This window comes from Thiorhodococcus drewsii AZ1 (assembly GCF_000224065.1).
In the GTDB taxonomy this organism is placed as follows: domain Bacteria; phylum Pseudomonadota; class Gammaproteobacteria; order Chromatiales; family Chromatiaceae; genus Imhoffiella; species Imhoffiella drewsii.
In genome coordinates, this window is record NZ_AFWT01000003.1 from 86,686 (window position 1) to 102,935 (window position 16,250).

A 16,250-nucleotide genomic window follows, 5' to 3' on the forward strand; every position below is an offset into this window, starting at 1 on the left:
GTACCGATCCGGTCTTGGATCGGGCCGATGTTTCCGATCTCACGCCATTCTGGAGCGACCGCCATGTCTTCGACCAAGATCGCCGCTTTTCCCGCGCATTCGACACTCATCATCCCGGGCTTTCAGGGGAGTGGTCCCGGTCATTGGCAGACCTGGCTGGAGCATCAGCTCCCGGAGGCGCGTCGGGTGTCCGGGATCGATTGGGGCGCGCCGGTGCTGGCGAATTGGGCGGATTCTATTCGGCTTGCGATTCAGCATGCGCCGGAGCCTGTGTGGCTGGTCGCGCATAGTTTCGGCTGCCTGGCGGCGGTGACGGCGGGTAATGCGTTGGCTTCGCGGGTCGCGGGTGCCCTGCTGGTGGCTCCGGGCGATCCCGATCGTTTCTCGGCTCGGGGTCTGCGAGAATCGGAGACCAGTGGATCCAGCATCGGGTCCGATTTGCCTCGGGATCTGCTCGGTTTCCCGACTCTGATCGTGGCAAGCGGGGACGATCCCTGGATGCGACCGGCGAGAGTGGCCTATTGGGCCGACCGTTGGGGCAGCACCGTCGTGAATGCCGGCAAGGTTGGGCATCTGAACGAGGCATCGGGGTTCGGACCCTGGCCTGAGGGGCTCGCCTTGCTCCAGTCCTTTCAGGCGTGGCAGTCGCGGGGTCTGGGCGCCCCTATGCACATCCAGTCGGCCGTCGCACCGCGTGGAGACCTGGGGCTGAGGGCGAGACCGACCGCCTGATGCGTGTGTGCGGCGCGACGCTGGTGGCCCATGTTCGCGGCGATCGGTGACATTTTTTAGAGGAGAGCTCATGTCCAAGTGGTTTGCAGACAATGCCCAGTCCATCGGCCGCACCCCGTTGGTCGCGCTGAATCGGGTGACGGACGGCGCGCCGGCGCGGGTGCTGGCCAAGATCGAGGGACGTAATCCGGCCTATTCGGTCAAGTGTCGGGTCGGCGCCTCCATGGTGTGGGATGCCGAGCGTCGCGGGCTGCTCGGTCCAGGAAAGGAGCTGGTCGAGCCAACCAGCGGCAACACCGGGATCGCGCTGGCCTTCGTTGCCGCCGCCAAGGGGATTCCGCTGACCCTGACCATGCCAGAGACCATGAGTCTGGAGCGGCGCAAGCTACTCGCGGCCTATGGTGCGCGGCTGGTGCTGACCGAAGGGGCCAAGGGCATGGGCGGTGCGATCGCCAAGGCGGAAGAGATTGCGGCCTCGGATCCGGATCGCTATCTGCTGCTCCAGCAATTCAAGAACCCCGCCAACCCTGCGATCCACGAGGCCACGACCGGCCCGGAGATTTGGGACGACACCGAGGGCGAGGTCGATATCTTCGTCTCGGGCGTCGGTACCGGCGGCACCATCACTGGTGTGACGCGCTATCTGAAGCAGGCCCAAGGCAAGCCGATCCTCTCGGTCGCGGTCGAGCCAGCGGCAAGCCCTGTACTGACCCAGTCCCGGGCCGGTGAGCCGCTCAAGCCCGGACCGCATCAGATTCAGGGGATCGGTGCGGGATTCGTCCCCGATGTGCTGGATCTCTCGCTGGTCGACCTGATCGAGACGGTCGAGAACGCCGACGCGATCCAATACGCGCTGCGTCTGGCGCGGGAGGAGGGCATCCTCTCCGGTATTTCCAGTGGCGCGGCGGTTGCGGCGGCGGTGCGTTTGGCGCAACGTGAGGCGCACGCGGGCAAAACCATCGTGGTGGTGCTGCCGGACTCGGGCGAGCGCTATCTGAGTTCGGTGCTGTTCGAGGGGCTGTTCGACGAGAACGGAGTGGCGCGATAGGACGCCGCCCGAAGACATGCGTGGCGTCGATCGGCCGTGATGAACGGCACGTCGGCGCCGCTCCACGCCTCTCCGTCCTGTCTACGGTCAGCTCCAGCTGCCGTGTTTCTCGACCACCATGCTGTCGACCAGTCGCATGACCTCAAGGCTGGCAGCCTCCGTCTGCGTCATGGCTTCCAAGATGGCCGTTTGCACCTCGATATCGCTTTCCCATGCCTCGTCTAGGCATGGCAGCATCTGGTTGACATGATCGTGCACCTGGGCGTGCGGGTGCTCCAGCGCCGCGTAGCTTCGTGTCAGGCCGAAATCCTCTCGACCCGCCGAGTCGTACCATTGTCCGAGACGGCACTGATGATGATCGACCCGGACCGCGTCGCGATAGTCGTTGTCCTGGTCGGCCGCGTTGATGGCCATATAGGCGCGCTGCTTGAAGATGACGTGATCGACCTTGACCAGCGAGCCGAAGCCCATGTCGCGCGTGCGCGTGGCGCGCTTCTGGGTCTCGCGGGCCGAGATGGCGAAATGGGCGAAGCGCCCCTCCATCTCCCCAATCACCTCGCTCGAACTGCTCGCCATGTCGCGCATGGCGAGCGAGTCCTCTTGCATGCGTTCGGTGGCGACGGCGAAGCTTCCCATGATCTGACCGATGGATTCCGAGGCGCTCTTGGTGTTTTCGGCCAGCGTGCGCACCTCATCGGCGACCACCGCGAATCCACGTCCCAACTCGCCCGCGCGTGCGGCCTCGATGGCGGCATTGAGCGCGAGCAGGTTGGTTTGGTTGGCGATGGCGGTGATCAGCTGTACGGCTGAGGTGATTTCCTGACTGCGGGCGCTGAGCTCTGCGACTGCGTCGGCGACGCGATTGATGCGGGAGGTGATCTCGTTGAGATAGACGACGACTTGGCTGACGGTGCTTTCGCTGTCCTCGGCATCGACCGCCGTGGTGGTCGCGAGTTCGAGGACGGATTGCATCTCGGTGTTGACCCGCATGAGATCCTTCTGGCTGGAGGCCAGGTTGTCGAGGAGGTTGCTGCTGTTGAGCTGCTGGACCTGGGTGAGGAGGCGGTTGCGCATCTTTTCGCGCTGGACCTCGGCGATGCCGTCGAGCAGTCGGTTGTGGCTTTCCAGTCCCTCCTTGAAGGTGCCGTGCAGTCCGGCGGGAAACGCCTTGCGATAGGTGTTTCCGGCAACGTGTTGACTGAAGGCCGTGGTCTCGTCGCGGAAGAAGGTCTCCAGCTGGTCGAGCATGTCGTTGACGTTCCAGCACAGCAGGCCGATCTCATCGGCGTGGCGGATGTCGGTGATGCGGCCCTCGAAGCGGCCTGCGGCGATCTCGGCGGTCAGCCGGTCCAGCGCGGTAATGGGTGCCAGCCAACTTCCGACCGCCCTCTGCCCCACGATGGCGACGCCGATCGCCAGTAGCGGGAACAAGACCATCGCCCAGTCCGTCCCAGTTTGCCACCAGGCATAGAGGGTGCTCGCGAGCGTCAGGCCGGCGAGGGACCAGAGCAGGGCGACGAACTTAGATTGCAAGGACCAATTCGTCATAGCTCATGCCCTTTTCGGTCAAGAGATCGGTGAGAATTTTGCTGGAGGCATCGATCGCCAGTTTGGGACCGGCTTGGTGCTCGGCATCGAGCATGGCGCGGTAGAGTTCGGTGACGGTGGCGAGAGCCGTCGCCTTAGGTTTGCGTCGTACCGAGAAATAGCCGTCGATGGTGCCGTTGGGGGCCAGGCTCGGGGTGATGTTGGCGAAGACCCAGTAAAAGCTCCCGTCCTTCGCCATGTTCTTCACGTAGGCGTTACATTCGCGCTTCGCCTGGATGGTGTCCCAGAGCAGTTTGAAAACCGCCCTCGGCATATCGGGGTGACGGATGATGTTGTGCTGGGTTCCGATCAGCTCGGACTCGGTATAGCCGGAGAACTCGATGAAGATGCGATTGCCGTAGGTGATACGTCCGGTGGGGTCTGTTTTGGAGACGATGAAATCGTCGTCCCTCATGACCTTCTCCACCGAGGTGGGCGTGATCTTTCGTTTCATGTCGGCGAAGCGTCGGCGCGTCCCCGTTCGTCGATGGAGACGATGCGGTGATGTGTGGGATTGAACGCCTACAGGGCGTTCGCTGCGAGTCCTGTCGGCCTATGCCGCAACCGACCGGGCTGTACGTCCGTCCATCATGGGGTGCGGCTGGCGATCTGTCCGGAGTCATTTGTTCGATCCTGAGGCCCGATCGCATGATCTGTGAACGGGGTGTGGGATGGAGCGAAATGACATTCATCAATTCAAATGTAGCTTTATTGGCATGCTACGCTGTGCCTCCTTGGGAGACAAGCTGCGCCATTGCGATCTGTGAGGTGCGTGTCAAGACCCGTCGCAACTCATTGAATCGATATCAATTAAGAACGGCTGGCTTCAGGGAATCAGTGATGAGGAGCAGGGTTCGCCATGTCGATCGATCCCCATGTTCGAGCGCGTTTTCTGCGTGCGCGCTGATCCGTGTACACCATCCTCGTACTGGCCTACATGATGGTCTTTTTCCACCGAATGGTGTCAGGCGTGGTCGCTGCGGACCTGATGGCTGCCTTCGGCACCAGCGGGGCCGCGCTCGGCTCGCTCGCCGCCATGTACGACTACGTCTACACGGCGATGCAGAGTCCTTCGGGGGTGCTGGCGGACACACAGGGTTAACGAATCGTCCTCGCCCTCGGCTGTCTCGTGGCGGGAGGTGGCTCGATCCTGTTCGGCGTGCTCTCGCTCGCCATCTGGATGGCGCTCATCGTCGCCGCCTTCGTCCATGCAACGAAAGGCCGCAACATCACAATCGCCCACCGCCCGTAGCCCGGATGGAGCGATAGCGGAATCCGGGGATACCCTCGCGGATGGGTGCGGTGGTGAGTCGGGCACCGTCCTGGGTTTCGCTGCGCTTCACCCAGGCTACGTGAGCGGCGGCCAGGCCAATACCTCGCCCTGGCCGCCGTGGCCGAGGTCGCCGAGCCAGCGTTGGACGCGGGTGCCGCGTTCGCCGATCTGGTCGAAGGGCGACGGGAGTGATTTGGCGAGCAGGGTCAGGACGCTGAGGTCCTGCGGTCCGTTGTCGTTGAAGGTCGGCGGCAATTCGGGCGCGGAGGTCAGCAGTATCGTGCCGCGCCGCATGGCGAATCCGACATTGGCTCCGGTCTGGCCGAGGACGAGGATGGTGCCGGCGCCCATGCGCGAGCCGCAATAGTCTCCGGCGTTGCCGGCGATCAGGATCATGCCGCGTCGCTGGCGGTCGCCGACGCGCTCGCCGGCATTGCCCCGTACCTCGATCCGACCGCCGCGCAGTCCGCGCCGCTCGCCTGGGATGGCGGCGCCGAGGAAGTCGCCTGCGTTACCGCCGATCCGAAGCAGGCCGCCCGTCATGCCGGTTCCGGCGAAGAGGCTCGCGTCGCCCTCGACCTGGATCTCGCCGCCGCGCATCCCGCGTCCGAGATAGGCACCGGCGTGTCCCTGGATGCGGATGCTGCCCCGGGTCATCCCGCTGCCGATGCCGTCGAGCCGATCGCTCTCGGACTCGATGCGGATGTGATCGCTGTCGTGTCCATGGATGATGAAGAGGTCGCCGGCGGGCATCTGGCGATTGCCGACCCACAGCGGGAGCGCCTGAATATCGGCCAGGGACTTTCCCGCGAGCGCGTCCGATGTGAATCCAGAAAGATCGATGCGTTGTCGCGGGCATTCCCGCAGGCGCAGTGTGAGCGCGCTCATGCCATCAGCTCCCGCAGGTGGAAATGGTATTGCCCCAGCTTGCCGCCGTAGTTGCCGGCCGAGATACGCAGGACGCCCGAGTCCGCGCCGAGCGTGCAGACCGCCTCGATGCCGGTCCGGGTCGCCTGGCGAACGTCGTCCTCGGTGAGGCCGTTGATGACGATCTCCAGCACGGCCCCGACCTCCGACCCCAGCTGGGAGGAGGGCGAGAGTCCCCGCAGGGTGGGACAGAAGGCGTCGTTGGTCGAGGCCATGAGCGCCTTGTATTTGGAACCGACCTTGGATCCCGAGCGCGCGATTCCGCCGGGGAAAGGCAGCAGGACGTTGGGCAGGGCGCGGATTGCCGCGACCGCTCGTTCGCAGGCGGCGAGCGCCTGGGTCTGAGTGCGCGCCAGCACCAGGAAATTGCCGCCGCCGACGGCGCCGACACGGGCGGTCAACTCCTCGCACAGGAACTCGCCGTCCATCACGGGCACCCGCCAGTAGCGTCGGCCGTCGATCTGCTTGGAGATCTGGTAGCCGTCTCCGAAGAATCGCAGGTTCTTGCCCAGCGGCACCGGCTTTTCGCTGGCGATGCCGGAGAAGATGGCCGTGGTCGGGCAGGTCAGAACGCATTGTCCCACCCGTCGTTCGACCTGCTTCTCCAGCTCCTTGCCCGACATGGCGAACAGCAGCACGCTGATGCCGGGACGGCCGTCGGGCGTTTGCTCGGGCGCCATCTCGGCCTCGATTCCGGCCTCGGCGCCGCAGGCGATGACCGAGGTTGCGAAACCGGTCATGGTCTCGGCGGCGATCCGTGCCCAGCGATGGTCGAGCGCGGTGATCACGAGCCGCGTGGCGTTCATGCCGAAGGCCTCGGCGAAGGTGTCCTCGATCTCGATGCCGTTGCGGATCATGTGACGCTCCTCGGTCGGCAGGGGTGGACCTCGACCGGGCTGCCGATGCCCTCGGCCATCTCCGCGTCGGAGATGCCGAAGTTGGCCAGTCGCACCGTATGGTGGCGGTCGAACCAGTCGCCGATGCGCCGCTCGATGGCGCGATCGTATTCGGGCCGAACCACCTGGGTGGTTCCCTGCAGCGGACGGGTGATGCGTCCCTCTTCGACCACGACCTCGCCGTTCTTGAAGACGAGCATGGGGCTGGAAAAGATCCGCTCGGCATCGTCCGAGGGGCGGTAGACGCAGAGGTCGGCGCGGGCGCCCGATCCCAGATGGCCGCGATCGGTGAGCCCAAGGATCCGCGCCGGCGCGGCCCGGGTCATGATGGCGATCTCGTAGAGGCTGTATTCGCGCTCCAGCGAGCCGAGCAGGCTCATGGCGGCGGCGTCCGGGTGGATCCGCGCGAGCTGATCGTTGCGGAAGCTGCGGTCCATCAGCAGCCGGATGAGATGCGGATAGCTGGTGAAGGGCGCACCGTTGGGGTGGTCCGTGGTGAGGAAGACCCGCCAGGGATCCTCGACCATGAGGAACAGCTCCAGTCCGATCGCCCATTGCAGTGCATTGACGAAGTTCTTGTCCTTGTAGCGAAAGGGGATGACGCCGCATCCGGCCTCGCACTCGATGTCCATGCAGGTCCATTTGTGCGGATGGGCGTGATGATGGTTGGCATGCTGGTGCATGCTGTCGCCCGAGATGGTCACCGTCTGACCGAACATCACCTGTCCGACATCGATGGTGACGTTTTTCAGCCGGTTCACGGCCTCGGCGATCTCGGCCGCCGCCGACGAGAAATGCCGATCCCCCTCGGTTCCGTAGGCGTGGAACTGGATGTGGGTCAGGTGGATGGGAAAGCCCTCGGCGGCGGCCATGGTCGCCAGGGTCGCGGTCCGATTGCCGGGGACGCCCAGGTTGGATGCATGGACATGGAGCGGGTGCGGCACGCCCAGTTCGGCGACCGCGCGGCTCAGGGTGCGGATGATGTCGCGCGGTTTGAGCGGGTAGTGCGGGTGCTGCTCGTCGACGTCCAGGGTGCGGGCGTTGAACTTGAAGGCGTTGATCCCGCCCGGGTTGACCACCTTGATACCGATGCACTGGGTGGCGTGCAGGGTCCAGGCGACATAGTCGTTGATGGTCTCCTGGCTCGCCCCCTCGCTCATGAGTTGCAGCAGCAGGTCGTCGTTGCCGAGCATGGCGTAGCCGCCGGTGTCGACCATCGGCGTGTCGGCCATCTCCATGTGCGACTGACGTGCGTTGATCGGCAGGATGGCGGGCTCGAAGCAGCAGGTATAGCCCATCTCCGCGTAACGGTAGCCGGCGGCGAGGGTCGAGGGCGCGGCATGGCCGCCGCCCGAGCGGGTCGAGGCGGTCCGGTTGCGACGATGGGCGCGCTGGTCCTCCGGCAGCATGGCGCGGGCGATGTTGACCTTGCCGCCGCCGATATGGGTGTGCATGTCGATCGCGCCCGCCATGACCAGCTTGCCGTCCAGATCGAAGGTCTGTCCGGGCGTCTCGCCGGGCGGTGGGTGGTGCAGGATGCGACCGTCGTGGATGTAGAGATCGCGGACCTCGCCGTCGATCCCGTTCGCGGGATCGTACAGTCGGCCGCCAGCGAGCTTGGTCAGCACGGTGTCTCCTCCTGTGCGGTCTGCGCGAGGCGCTGGCCCAGTTGGGTGAGGATCTGGGCGACCGAGGGCAGTCCGAGATCCCGGATCTGTCCCAGCGGCAGCGGACAGGCGGCGTCGCTGCGATACCAGTGCCCCGGATGATCGATGCCCGGAACCCCGACCGGAATGAAGACCTCGGGCGGACGTTCGAGAAGCAGTCCAGGGTGTCCCAGTACCAGTGTTGGACAGTCCGTCGATGGTGGGTCGCCGCCTCCCGGAATTGCGGCGATCCACAGCAGCAGGTCGCATTCGTTGCGGGCTAGGATGTCCTGGTGGCGGTTCAACATGGGGTCGTAGCGCGGACCTTGTTGCTGGAAATCGGTGCGAAGCGGATAGCCGCTCTGCCAGGTGCAGACCTGATTGACCGTGATGTCGCCGAGCGTGCCGGCCAATGGCAGCGCGGCGGCTCGGGTGGTTTGGTTGAGGTCGCGCACCAGTTCGCTCAGTGCCTGGACGGTCAGCTCGGCGTGCGGGAAATCCAGCTCGGCGGCAGACCAGACGAACAGGGCATAGCTGGCCGACTTGAGCTGCTCCGCCAGCGTCAGGAGCGTCTCGGCGTTCACGTCTGGGATGGCGTCGGCGCGCACCGGGCGTCCGGCGACGAGCCCGCGCAGCAGCCCGGCGAGTGCGCCGATCTGTCGGTTCTCGATCTGAATTACATTCTGAATGCAGCCCCGCAGTTCGGCCGGAACCGCTTGGCTTTCATTGGGGCCGATGAGGACGAAACGCCGCTCGCTTGTCTCCGTGAACAGCGCCTCGGGCGGGCTTAGGACGCGCTCGATCAGTCTGGGGAAGCGTTCGTGCCATTGTGATCCGATCAGCACGACCAGATCGGCGCGATTGCGTGCCTCGGTCAGAGTCGTGGTCATCCAGCCGCTGTCCTGCTGCACCAATTGGTTGCGGAAGAGGGCGTCGCTATTGACGTGATCCAGCAGTGCGCCGCACTGGTCGGCCAGGCTCAGTGCGGCGCGCATCCCGTTCACGTCGGTTGCGAGGCCGCCGAAGAGCGGTGCGCGTGCCTCGCGGAGTCGGCTGACGCACCGCTCCAGCGTCTCTTCGAGCGCGACAGGTCGCCCTGCGATCATGGGCGGTCGCGTTTCGGCCGCCATGAGTTGGGTGAAGGCATTGCGCGCGGTCTCGCAGCCGTTTCGGATGTCGATCGGGCCGTTCGGGTCCTGATGCTCCAGTTGCAGATCGTCACACGCGAGCCCACAAAAGGGGCAGGTGAGATGGTCCGTGCTGGCGGTGAGCTCGGTCTTCCACATGATGCTTCTGAGCGTCTCCCTGGAATGGACGTGGGAGTGAAGCCGCCGCGCGAGCGGCGGGCGATGTCCGGCCGTGTTGCAACGCAGACATCATGCCATTTAGACGATGGTTTCGCTGGCTTGATGCGCACCGTTGGCGCGCGCCGGTCAGGGCTGCCGGCTGGTCGCTCGGTGTGTCCAGCGGCATGCCTTCGAGTGACACTCTGAGTCAGCAGGGACACAGGCACGGCCGACCGGCATGTCCGCCGGGATCGCGAGCCTGTTTGCGATGGGCAGGGCATGTGATTTGCTTAGAGCGGATCAACGTCGATTTCGACAAGGGGGTAGTGGATGAATCATCGCTTCACGACGCGTTATCCGAATCATACGGTCGATGTGGAGGCGCCGGCCCGTCTTCATCTGGGATTCCTCGACCTCAACGGCGGGTTGGGGCGCCGCTTCGGCAGTCTGGGGCTGACCATCGAGGGGGTGGCGACCAGGTTGCGAGCCGAAAGGACCGATGATTTCAGCGCCGAGGGGCCTGAGTCGGAGCGGGCGCTGGCGTTCGCCCGAGCCTATGGAGCTCGACTCGGTCTTGCGGGAGGCGTGCGTCTTCATCTGCATGAAACGATTCCCGGACATGCCGGCTTGGGGTCCGGGACGCAACTGGCGCTTGCGGTCGGAACGGCCATGGCGCGTCTCTACGAGGCCCATTCGGACAGCCGCGCGATTGCCGGCATCTTGGAGCGTGGTCGGCGTTCCGGGATCGGTATCGGCGCCTTCGAGGACGGCGGGTTCATCGTGGATTGCGGGCGCGATGACCGCGCGCCGGGCGAGGTTCCTCCGCTCGCCTTGCGTCTGTCCTTCCCCGAGGACTGGCGTATTCTGTTGTTGTTCGATCAACGGGGACAGGGAATGCATGGCGAACGGGAAGTGCGTGCGTTCGCCGAGCTGCCCGAGTTTCCCGAGGCGTCGGCCGGTCAACTGTGTCGGATCCTGCTGATGCAGGTCGTGCCCGGTCTGCTCGAAGGAAGTCTGGATCCGGTGGCCGAGGGGATCGGCGCCATCCAGCGCACCGTCGGCGAACATTTCGCGCCGGCCCAGGGCGGCTGCTTCGCCTCGCCGGCGGTGTCTGCCGCGCTCGATTGGGCAGCCGGTCAGGGCTTCGCCGGGGTGGGCCAGAGTTCATGGGGTCCGACTGGCTTCGTGCTGGCCGAGGATGGCGAACAGGCGCGCTGGCTGGAACAGGGACTCAAGCGCCGTTTCGGCGATCTGTCCCCGCTGCGCTACCGCATCGTGACCGGACGCAATCTCGGTGCCCGCATCGATCGCGTCGAGGCGCCGATCAAACTTCGTCAAGAGAGCTGACCGATTCCATGGAAAAGCCCTTCATCCTGCACATGATCACGGCGGCCAAGAACCTGAGCCCCTTCGACGTCAACATGGCCTGCGATGCCGGCTGGACGGTCTGCGTGCCCTATCTCCAGGTTGCATTGGACGAGGTTCCGGGCCTGGTTCAGGACGCCATCTTCTCGCGCGGCCCCAAGGGCGTGAAGCGCACCGGGCTCTTCCTCGGCGGACGCGACATCAATCTGGCCAACGACATGCTGGACGCGGCGCGGGGTGCCATGGTGCCGCCGTTCGAGGTCTCGGTCCTGGCCGATCCCAGCGGGGCCTTCACCACGGCGGCGGCCATGGTCGCCTGTGTCGAATCCGAGCTGCGCAAGCTGAGCCCCGAGGGGCTCGCCGGTCGCCGGATCCTGGTCTTCGGCGGAACCGGTCCTGTGGGGACGGCCGCCGGCATGCTGGCCGCGAAGGCGGGCGCGGACGTGGCGATCGTCAGTCATCTGGGGCTGGGCAAGGCCGAGGAGGTGGCCCAGGCGATAGCGGATCGCTATGAGGTGACCCTGGGTGCCGAAGACGGCAGCGGTCCGGATCGTATCGCCGCCATGATGGCCGGGGCCGACGCCGTCTTCAATGCTGCCGCCGCTGGCGTTCAGGTGTTGAATGCCGATCAGGTCGAGGCCGGAACGCGGCTCAAGGTTGCCTGCGACGTCAACGCGGTTCCTCCGGAGGGGATCGAGGGGGTCGGTGTGATGGATCGGGGCGTGCCCATTGATGGCTCACACAGCGGTGCCCTGGGGATCGGCGCGCTTGCGGTCGGCAACGTCAAATATCAGGTGCAGCAGGCCCTGCTGCGCCAGATGCACGAGGCCGGATTCCCGCAATATCTGGGACTCGACGCCGCCTTCGAGATGGCCCGCCGGCATGTCGACTGAGCGATCCGAGCTGCTGATCGTCGCCAACTCAGGACGCGCGATCGCCGAAGCGGCCGTTCGCGCCGGATACTGGGTGCGGCTGATCGACGCCTTTGCCGATGAGGACAGCCGCGCCTGCGCCGAATGCATCCAGGTCCCCATGAAGGGCCATGGCCTGGACGCCGATGCCGTTCGGTGCGAGCTGGAGCGGATCCTGTCCCACGCATCGGGGCGCCCGGATTTGGTCTACGGTGCCGGATTGGAGCCCTCGGCGGATCTTCTCGAATGGCTGGAGTCGAGGGTGACCCTGCTCGGGAACGACTCCACTGTGCTGCGTTTGCTGGCCGACCCGAACGCCTGGTTCGCGCGGCTCGATCGTCTCGGTATCCACTACCCGGAGGTCCGTTTCGATCCGCCCGAACAGGACGCGGGTTGGCTGCTCAAGGAGCCCGCGAGCAGCGGCGGTCTTGGGGTTCGGCGCTGGCGCTCAGATCTGTCGCGGCCGGAAGGGGCGCACTATTTCCAGCGCCTTCTGGACGGCGTGCCCATGTCCCTGCTCTTCATCGCCGATGGTAAGCGCTCGATCCCGATCGGTTACAGCCGGCTGGCGAATGCAGCCGATGCCATGGATGGCCCGTTTTTCTATGCGGGGGCCAGAAGCCTCGATGCGGCCGAGGTCGCTCGCTGCCGGGCGATCGAGACCTATGCGCGAGCGCTGGTCGCCGATCTGGGTCTGCGTGGCATCAACGGTCTGGATTTCATCCTGCATCGGGGGCGGGTCCAGCTGCTGGAGCTCAATCCACGTCCCACGGCGACCCTGGCGCTCCATCCCTCCCCCTTGGCCGAGGGCTGGATCGCGTGTCATGTTCGGGCCTGCCAGGGTCTGTTGCCGGATCTCGCCCCTCACGCGCCGTCCCATGCGAGCGCCCACCGCATTCTCTATGCCGAGCGCGATCTCTCGGTTCCGGCTGGACTCTCCTGGCCCGATTGGGTCCGGGATCGGCCCTGGCCCGGAACCTGGATTCCGCGCGGCGCGCCCCTGTGCAGCCTGTACGCGGAGGCGACCGACGTGGATGTGGAGATGCTGCTCGCCGAGCGCGCTCGTCTGGTCCTCTCGATCCTTGCGGGCAGATCGACCCTTTTGATGTCTACCGAGGTGATTTCATGATCGAGCGCCGCCCGAGCCTCAACGCTCTCGTTACCCCATTGGTCGACGCACTGGTCGCCGATGCCGATTGGCTGCGCTTGGAGGTGCGGCGTTTGGAGAACGGCGCCCAGCTCATCGACGCGGGCATCTCGGCGCTCGGCGGTCTGGAGGCCGGGCGACGGATCTCCGAGATCTGTCTCGGCGGTCTGAGTCGGGTGACGCTGAGCGGCAGCGGTCCAGTCCCCGGTTGGCCGTCCAACGTCGAGGTGAGCGCCGCCGATCCGGTGCTGGCCTGTCTGGGCAGCCAGTACGCGGGATGGAGTCTGGCGCACGGGGAGGGCAAGGGCGCCTTTCATGCGCTTGGATCCGGTCCCGGTCGGGCGCTCGCCGGCAAGGAGCCGCTATTCGCCGAACTCCGATATCGCGATCGGTCCGAGCGGGCCTGTCTGATCCTGGAGGTCGACAAGGAGCCGCCGCTTCCATTGGTCGACAAGATCGCGAACGAGTGTGGGGTCGATCCATCGGCCCTGACCCTCATTCTCACCCCGACCAGCAGCCTCACCGGGACCGTCCAGATCGTCTCCCGTGTGCTGGAGGTGGCACTGCACAAGACGCACGAACTGGGGTTCGATCTGGATCGGATCCAAGACGGGATGGGCAGCGCGCCGCTGCCGCCGCCCTCGCCCGATTTCGTCACCGCCATGGGACGGACCAACGACGCCATTCTCTTCGGCGGGCAGGTGCATCTCTTCCTGGGTGGACGAGACGACGCCATCGAAGAATTGGCCGAGCGTCTGCCCAGCAGTGCTTCGCGCGACTACGGACGGCCGTTCGCCGAGGTCTTCAAGGCCTACGACTACGATTTCTTTCAGGTCGATCCGCTGCTCTTCAGCCCGGCCCGGATTCTGCTGACCGCCGTGGAGAGCGGGCGCACCTTTGCGGCGGGCCGGATCGACCTCGATCTGCTCGCGGCCTCCTTCGGGATCGCTCCATGACCCAGCCGAGTCGGCGTATCGCCATCTGCACCGACGATCCGGGCTGGCACGGCGCGCGTCTGCGCCGGGCCTTTGCCGAGCATGGCTGGGACAGTGGCTATGTCTCGCTGCAGGCGTGCCGCTTCGATTTGACGGACGATGGCGATGGCGCCGGACTGGTCATCCCCGGCTTCGATGGATTGCCGGATGGTGCCTTTGTGCGCGGCGTTCCGGGCGGCACGCTGGAACAGGTCACCTTCCATCTGGACGTACTGCATGCCCTGCGCCGACTCGGCATCCTGGTCTATAACGACGCGCGTGCCATCGAGCGTAGCGTCGACAAATGCATGACCAGCTTTCTGCTGCGTACCGCCGGTATTCCGACCCCTCCGACCTGGTGCGCGCGCGACCCCGACTGGATCGCCGAACTGGTCGAGCGCGAACTGGCCGCCGGTCACCAGCTGGTCCACAAACCGCTCTTCGGCTCGCAGGGTGAGGGGCTGACGCGGGTGCGCGAACGCGGCGACCTTCCCGCGCCGGACGACTGCAACGGTATCCATTACCTTCAGCGCTTCATCCCGACCGGCGATGCGGGTGCGCACGACTGGCGCGTCTTCGTCGTCGGCGGACAGGCCCTGGCGGCCATGCGCCGTTCGAGTCGCGACTGGATCACCAACGTCGCCCAGGGCGCAAGCTGTCACCCGGCGGTGCTGGACGCCGAGCTGCGCACCCTGGCCGAGTCAGCCTCGGCCGCGCTCGGGATGGCCTATACCGGTGTCGACATCCTGCGCGATCGCGAGGGTCGAGCCTGGGTCATCGAGGTCAACGGGGTGCCCGCCTGGAAGGGGCTGCAGCAGGTGTGCGGGCTCGATCTGGCCGAGGTGCTGGTGTCGGATATGCTGCGCCGTATTCACGAGAATCGCGTCATGGAGGCCGTGTCATGAGGCTATTCCATCGGTGCGATCCGGTCTCGAACGGCGGGATGCCGGTGCGTCGCGCCCAGCTGATGCGTCTCTATCGCCAGGCGTGCCTGCTGGAGCTGGAGGCGCTCAAGCCCGGCAACGTCCATCGCTACGCCTCGGGACATGGGATGTGCGTCGAGGACTTCGTCCACAGCGTCGAGGCGAGCGCCGCACCCTTGACCGAGCCGGGGATCGGACTCGGCGCGCGTATTCATGGCGCCGTGGCCGCGACCCGCGAGGCCGTCGGCTGCAACACCAACCTTGGCATCCTGCTGCTGTGTGCTCCGCTGATCCAGGCGGCGCTTGATCCGCGCCCGACGCTCGGTCTGCGCGAACGGCTTGCAGAGATCCTGCGAACGACCGACGTCGAGGATACGGATTGGCTGTTCCGGGCCATCCGATTGGCGGCGCCGGGTGGACTGGGCGAGGCGTCGGAGCACGATGTGCGCGGCGGCGCGGGCGCGCACCTGATCGAGGTCATGGCCAGCGCCGCCTCTCGGGACCGCATCGCCCGTCAGTACGCCACCGATTATGCCGACCTTTTCGAGGTTGCCCAGCCGCTGTCGGTCGATCTCGACGGACGCTGGCAGGATCGGGCCTGGTCGACCGCCTTGCTCTATCTGGAGCTGCTCGCGCGTTGGCCGGACTCGCACATCGCGCGTAAGCAGGGGGCCGAGACGGCCGAGGAGGTGCGCGAGCGCGCCGCCGTCCTGCTCGACGATGTGCGGCGGGCGAAACATCCTCGGATGCGGCGGGCCGAGCTGCTTGCGTTCGATCGGGAACTCAAGGATGCCGGCATCAATCCAGGTACCTCGGCGGATCTGACGGTCGCAACCCGTTTGCTGCGCGGGTTGGAAACCGCTCCCTCAGTGTTCGAGCCCACGGCGGCATGTCGCCGTCTTTCCGATGTCCCGGCGGGCGGTGGCGCCACCGGGATCTGTTCTTGAATCAACCACCACCACGAAGGAGACATCACGATGGCTGTCATCAACAAGACTCTGGTCGGCGAATCCCTGGTCGGCGACGGCAACGAGGTTGCGCACATCGACCTGCTCATGGGGCCGCGTGGCTCGGCGGTCGAGACCGCCTTCTGCAACGGTCTGGTCAACAACAAGGACGGCTTCACCAGCCTGCTGGCCGTGGTTGCCCCCAACCTGCCGGTCAAGCCGAACACCATGATGTTCAACAAGGTCACGATCAAAGGGGCCAAGCAGGCGGTGCAGATGTTCGGGCCGGCCCAGCGCGGTGTCGCCATGGCGGTAGCCGATTGCGTCGAGGACGGCACCATTCCGGCCGACGAGGCGGACGACCTCTTCATCTGTGTCGGCGTCTTCATCCACTGGGAGGCCGAGGACGACGCCAAGATCCAGGATTTCAACTATCAGGCGACCAAGGAGTCCATCAAGCGCGCCGTGGCTGGCGAGCCCAAGGCCAAGGACGTCGTCGCCCAGAAGGGTGGCGCCTCGCACCCCTTTGCCGCCCACGACTGATCTGACGCTGGAGCGCGGACCGCTCGGTCCGCGTTCATGCAGGAG

15 protein-coding genes and 1 pseudogene are annotated in these 16,250 nt (G+C 65.7%); 10 read left to right on the forward strand and 6 right to left on the reverse strand.

Going from position 1 to position 16,250, the window contains the following annotated elements; translation table 11 throughout:
* The first annotated feature begins 63 nt into the window (after nucleotides 1-63).
* Both THIDRDRAFT_RS02760 and cysK read left to right on the forward strand, forming a co-directional pair.
* Nucleotides 64-732, forward strand: coding sequence for an RBBP9/YdeN family alpha/beta hydrolase (locus tag THIDRDRAFT_RS02760; protein WP_007039269.1), 669 nt, complete (start codon nucleotides 64-66; stop codon nucleotides 730-732).
* Nucleotides 733-802: 70 nt separating this feature from the next.
* Nucleotides 803-1,780 carry a cysteine synthase A gene (cysK, locus tag THIDRDRAFT_RS02765; RefSeq protein WP_007039270.1) on the forward strand — a complete coding sequence of 326 codons (978 nt, stop codon included), beginning with the start codon at nucleotides 803-805 and terminating at the stop codon, nucleotides 1,778-1,780.
* 87 nt (nucleotides 1,781-1,867) lie between these two features.
* On the opposite strand, the gene THIDRDRAFT_RS02770 is transcribed toward cysK, so the two are convergent.
* Both THIDRDRAFT_RS02770 and THIDRDRAFT_RS02775 read right to left on the reverse strand, forming a co-directional pair.
* Nucleotides 1,868-3,313: a methyl-accepting chemotaxis protein gene (locus tag THIDRDRAFT_RS02770; RefSeq protein WP_245535769.1), complete on the reverse strand. Its 1,446-nt coding sequence runs from the start codon at nucleotides 3,311-3,313 to the stop codon at nucleotides 1,868-1,870.
* A complete protein-coding gene (locus tag THIDRDRAFT_RS02775; protein ID WP_040843741.1) occupies nucleotides 3,303-3,821 on the reverse strand; it encodes a PAS domain-containing protein in 519 nt (172 codons plus the stop codon). Before THIDRDRAFT_RS02775 ends, THIDRDRAFT_RS02770 begins: the two co-directional genes overlap by 11 nt.
* Nucleotides 3,822-4,277: 456 nt before the next feature.
* On the opposite strand from THIDRDRAFT_RS02775, the pseudogene THIDRDRAFT_RS02780 reads away from it, so the two are divergent.
* A pseudogene (locus tag THIDRDRAFT_RS02780) lies at nucleotides 4,278-4,529 on the forward strand (MFS transporter); the annotation flags it as partial.
* A 186-nt stretch (nucleotides 4,530-4,715) separates the two neighbouring features.
* Here THIDRDRAFT_RS02780 and THIDRDRAFT_RS02785 read toward each other — a convergent pair.
* Genes THIDRDRAFT_RS02785 through THIDRDRAFT_RS26480 form a run of 4 tightly spaced genes read right to left on the reverse strand, consistent with a single transcriptional unit; the run spans nucleotide 4,716 to nucleotide 9,395 of the window.
* A complete protein-coding gene (locus tag THIDRDRAFT_RS02785; RefSeq protein WP_007039274.1) occupies nucleotides 4,716-5,528 on the reverse strand; it encodes a formylmethanofuran dehydrogenase subunit C in 813 nt (270 codons plus the stop codon).
* A complete protein-coding gene (gene fhcD / locus THIDRDRAFT_RS02790; RefSeq protein WP_007039275.1) occupies nucleotides 5,525-6,424 on the reverse strand; it encodes a formylmethanofuran--tetrahydromethanopterin N-formyltransferase in 900 nt (299 codons plus the stop codon). The genes THIDRDRAFT_RS02785 and fhcD overlap by 4 nt, the downstream gene beginning before the upstream one ends.
* Nucleotides 6,421-8,091: a formylmethanofuran dehydrogenase subunit A gene (locus THIDRDRAFT_RS02795; RefSeq protein WP_007039276.1), complete on the reverse strand. Its 1,671-nt coding sequence runs from the start codon at nucleotides 8,089-8,091 to the stop codon at nucleotides 6,421-6,423. Before THIDRDRAFT_RS02795 ends, fhcD begins: the two co-directional genes overlap by 4 nt.
* Nucleotides 8,085-9,395 carry a hypothetical protein gene (locus tag THIDRDRAFT_RS26480; RefSeq protein WP_007039277.1) on the reverse strand — a complete coding sequence of 437 codons (1,311 nt, stop codon included), beginning with the start codon at nucleotides 9,393-9,395 and terminating at the stop codon, nucleotides 8,085-8,087. The genes THIDRDRAFT_RS02795 and THIDRDRAFT_RS26480 overlap by 7 nt, the downstream gene beginning before the upstream one ends.
* 330 nt (nucleotides 9,396-9,725) lie before the next feature.
* On the opposite strand from THIDRDRAFT_RS26480, the gene THIDRDRAFT_RS02805 reads away from it, so the two are divergent.
* The 7 genes from THIDRDRAFT_RS02805 to fae are packed head-to-tail and all read left to right on the forward strand — an operon-like array spanning nucleotide 9,726 to nucleotide 16,205.
* Nucleotides 9,726-10,742, forward strand: coding sequence for a beta-ribofuranosylaminobenzene 5'-phosphate synthase family protein (locus tag THIDRDRAFT_RS02805; protein WP_007039278.1), 1,017 nt, complete (start codon nucleotides 9,726-9,728; stop codon nucleotides 10,740-10,742).
* An 8-nt stretch (nucleotides 10,743-10,750) separates the two neighbouring features.
* Nucleotides 10,751-11,653, forward strand: a complete 903-nt coding sequence (locus THIDRDRAFT_RS02810) for an NAD(P)-dependent methylenetetrahydromethanopterin dehydrogenase (RefSeq protein ID WP_007039279.1) — start codon at nucleotides 10,751-10,753, stop codon at nucleotides 11,651-11,653.
* Nucleotides 11,643-12,800 carry an ATP-grasp domain-containing protein gene (locus tag THIDRDRAFT_RS02815; RefSeq protein ID WP_007039280.1) on the forward strand — a complete coding sequence of 386 codons (1,158 nt, stop codon included), beginning with the start codon at nucleotides 11,643-11,645 and terminating at the stop codon, nucleotides 12,798-12,800. Before THIDRDRAFT_RS02810 ends, THIDRDRAFT_RS02815 begins: the two co-directional genes overlap by 11 nt.
* The gene (gene mch / locus THIDRDRAFT_RS02820) at nucleotides 12,797-13,774 is read left to right on the forward strand and encodes a methenyltetrahydromethanopterin cyclohydrolase (RefSeq protein ID WP_007039281.1); all 978 of its coding nucleotides are present in this window, start codon (nucleotides 12,797-12,799) and stop codon (nucleotides 13,772-13,774) included. The genes THIDRDRAFT_RS02815 and mch overlap by 4 nt, the downstream gene beginning before the upstream one ends.
* Nucleotides 13,771-14,697, forward strand: a complete 927-nt coding sequence (locus THIDRDRAFT_RS02825; protein ID WP_007039282.1) for an ATP-grasp domain-containing protein — start codon at nucleotides 13,771-13,773, stop codon at nucleotides 14,695-14,697. The genes mch and THIDRDRAFT_RS02825 overlap by 4 nt, the downstream gene beginning before the upstream one ends.
* Nucleotides 14,694-15,662 (forward strand): triphosphoribosyl-dephospho-CoA synthase, encoded by a 969-nt coding sequence (locus THIDRDRAFT_RS02830; protein ID WP_007039283.1) that lies wholly within the window; start codon nucleotides 14,694-14,696, stop codon nucleotides 15,660-15,662. Before THIDRDRAFT_RS02825 ends, THIDRDRAFT_RS02830 begins: the two co-directional genes overlap by 4 nt.
* Before the next feature lie 30 nt (nucleotides 15,663-15,692).
* The gene (gene fae, locus THIDRDRAFT_RS02835; protein ID WP_007039284.1) at nucleotides 15,693-16,205 is read left to right on the forward strand and encodes a formaldehyde-activating enzyme; all 513 of its coding nucleotides are present in this window, start codon (nucleotides 15,693-15,695) and stop codon (nucleotides 16,203-16,205) included.
* Nucleotides 16,206-16,250 lie beyond the last annotated feature (45 nt).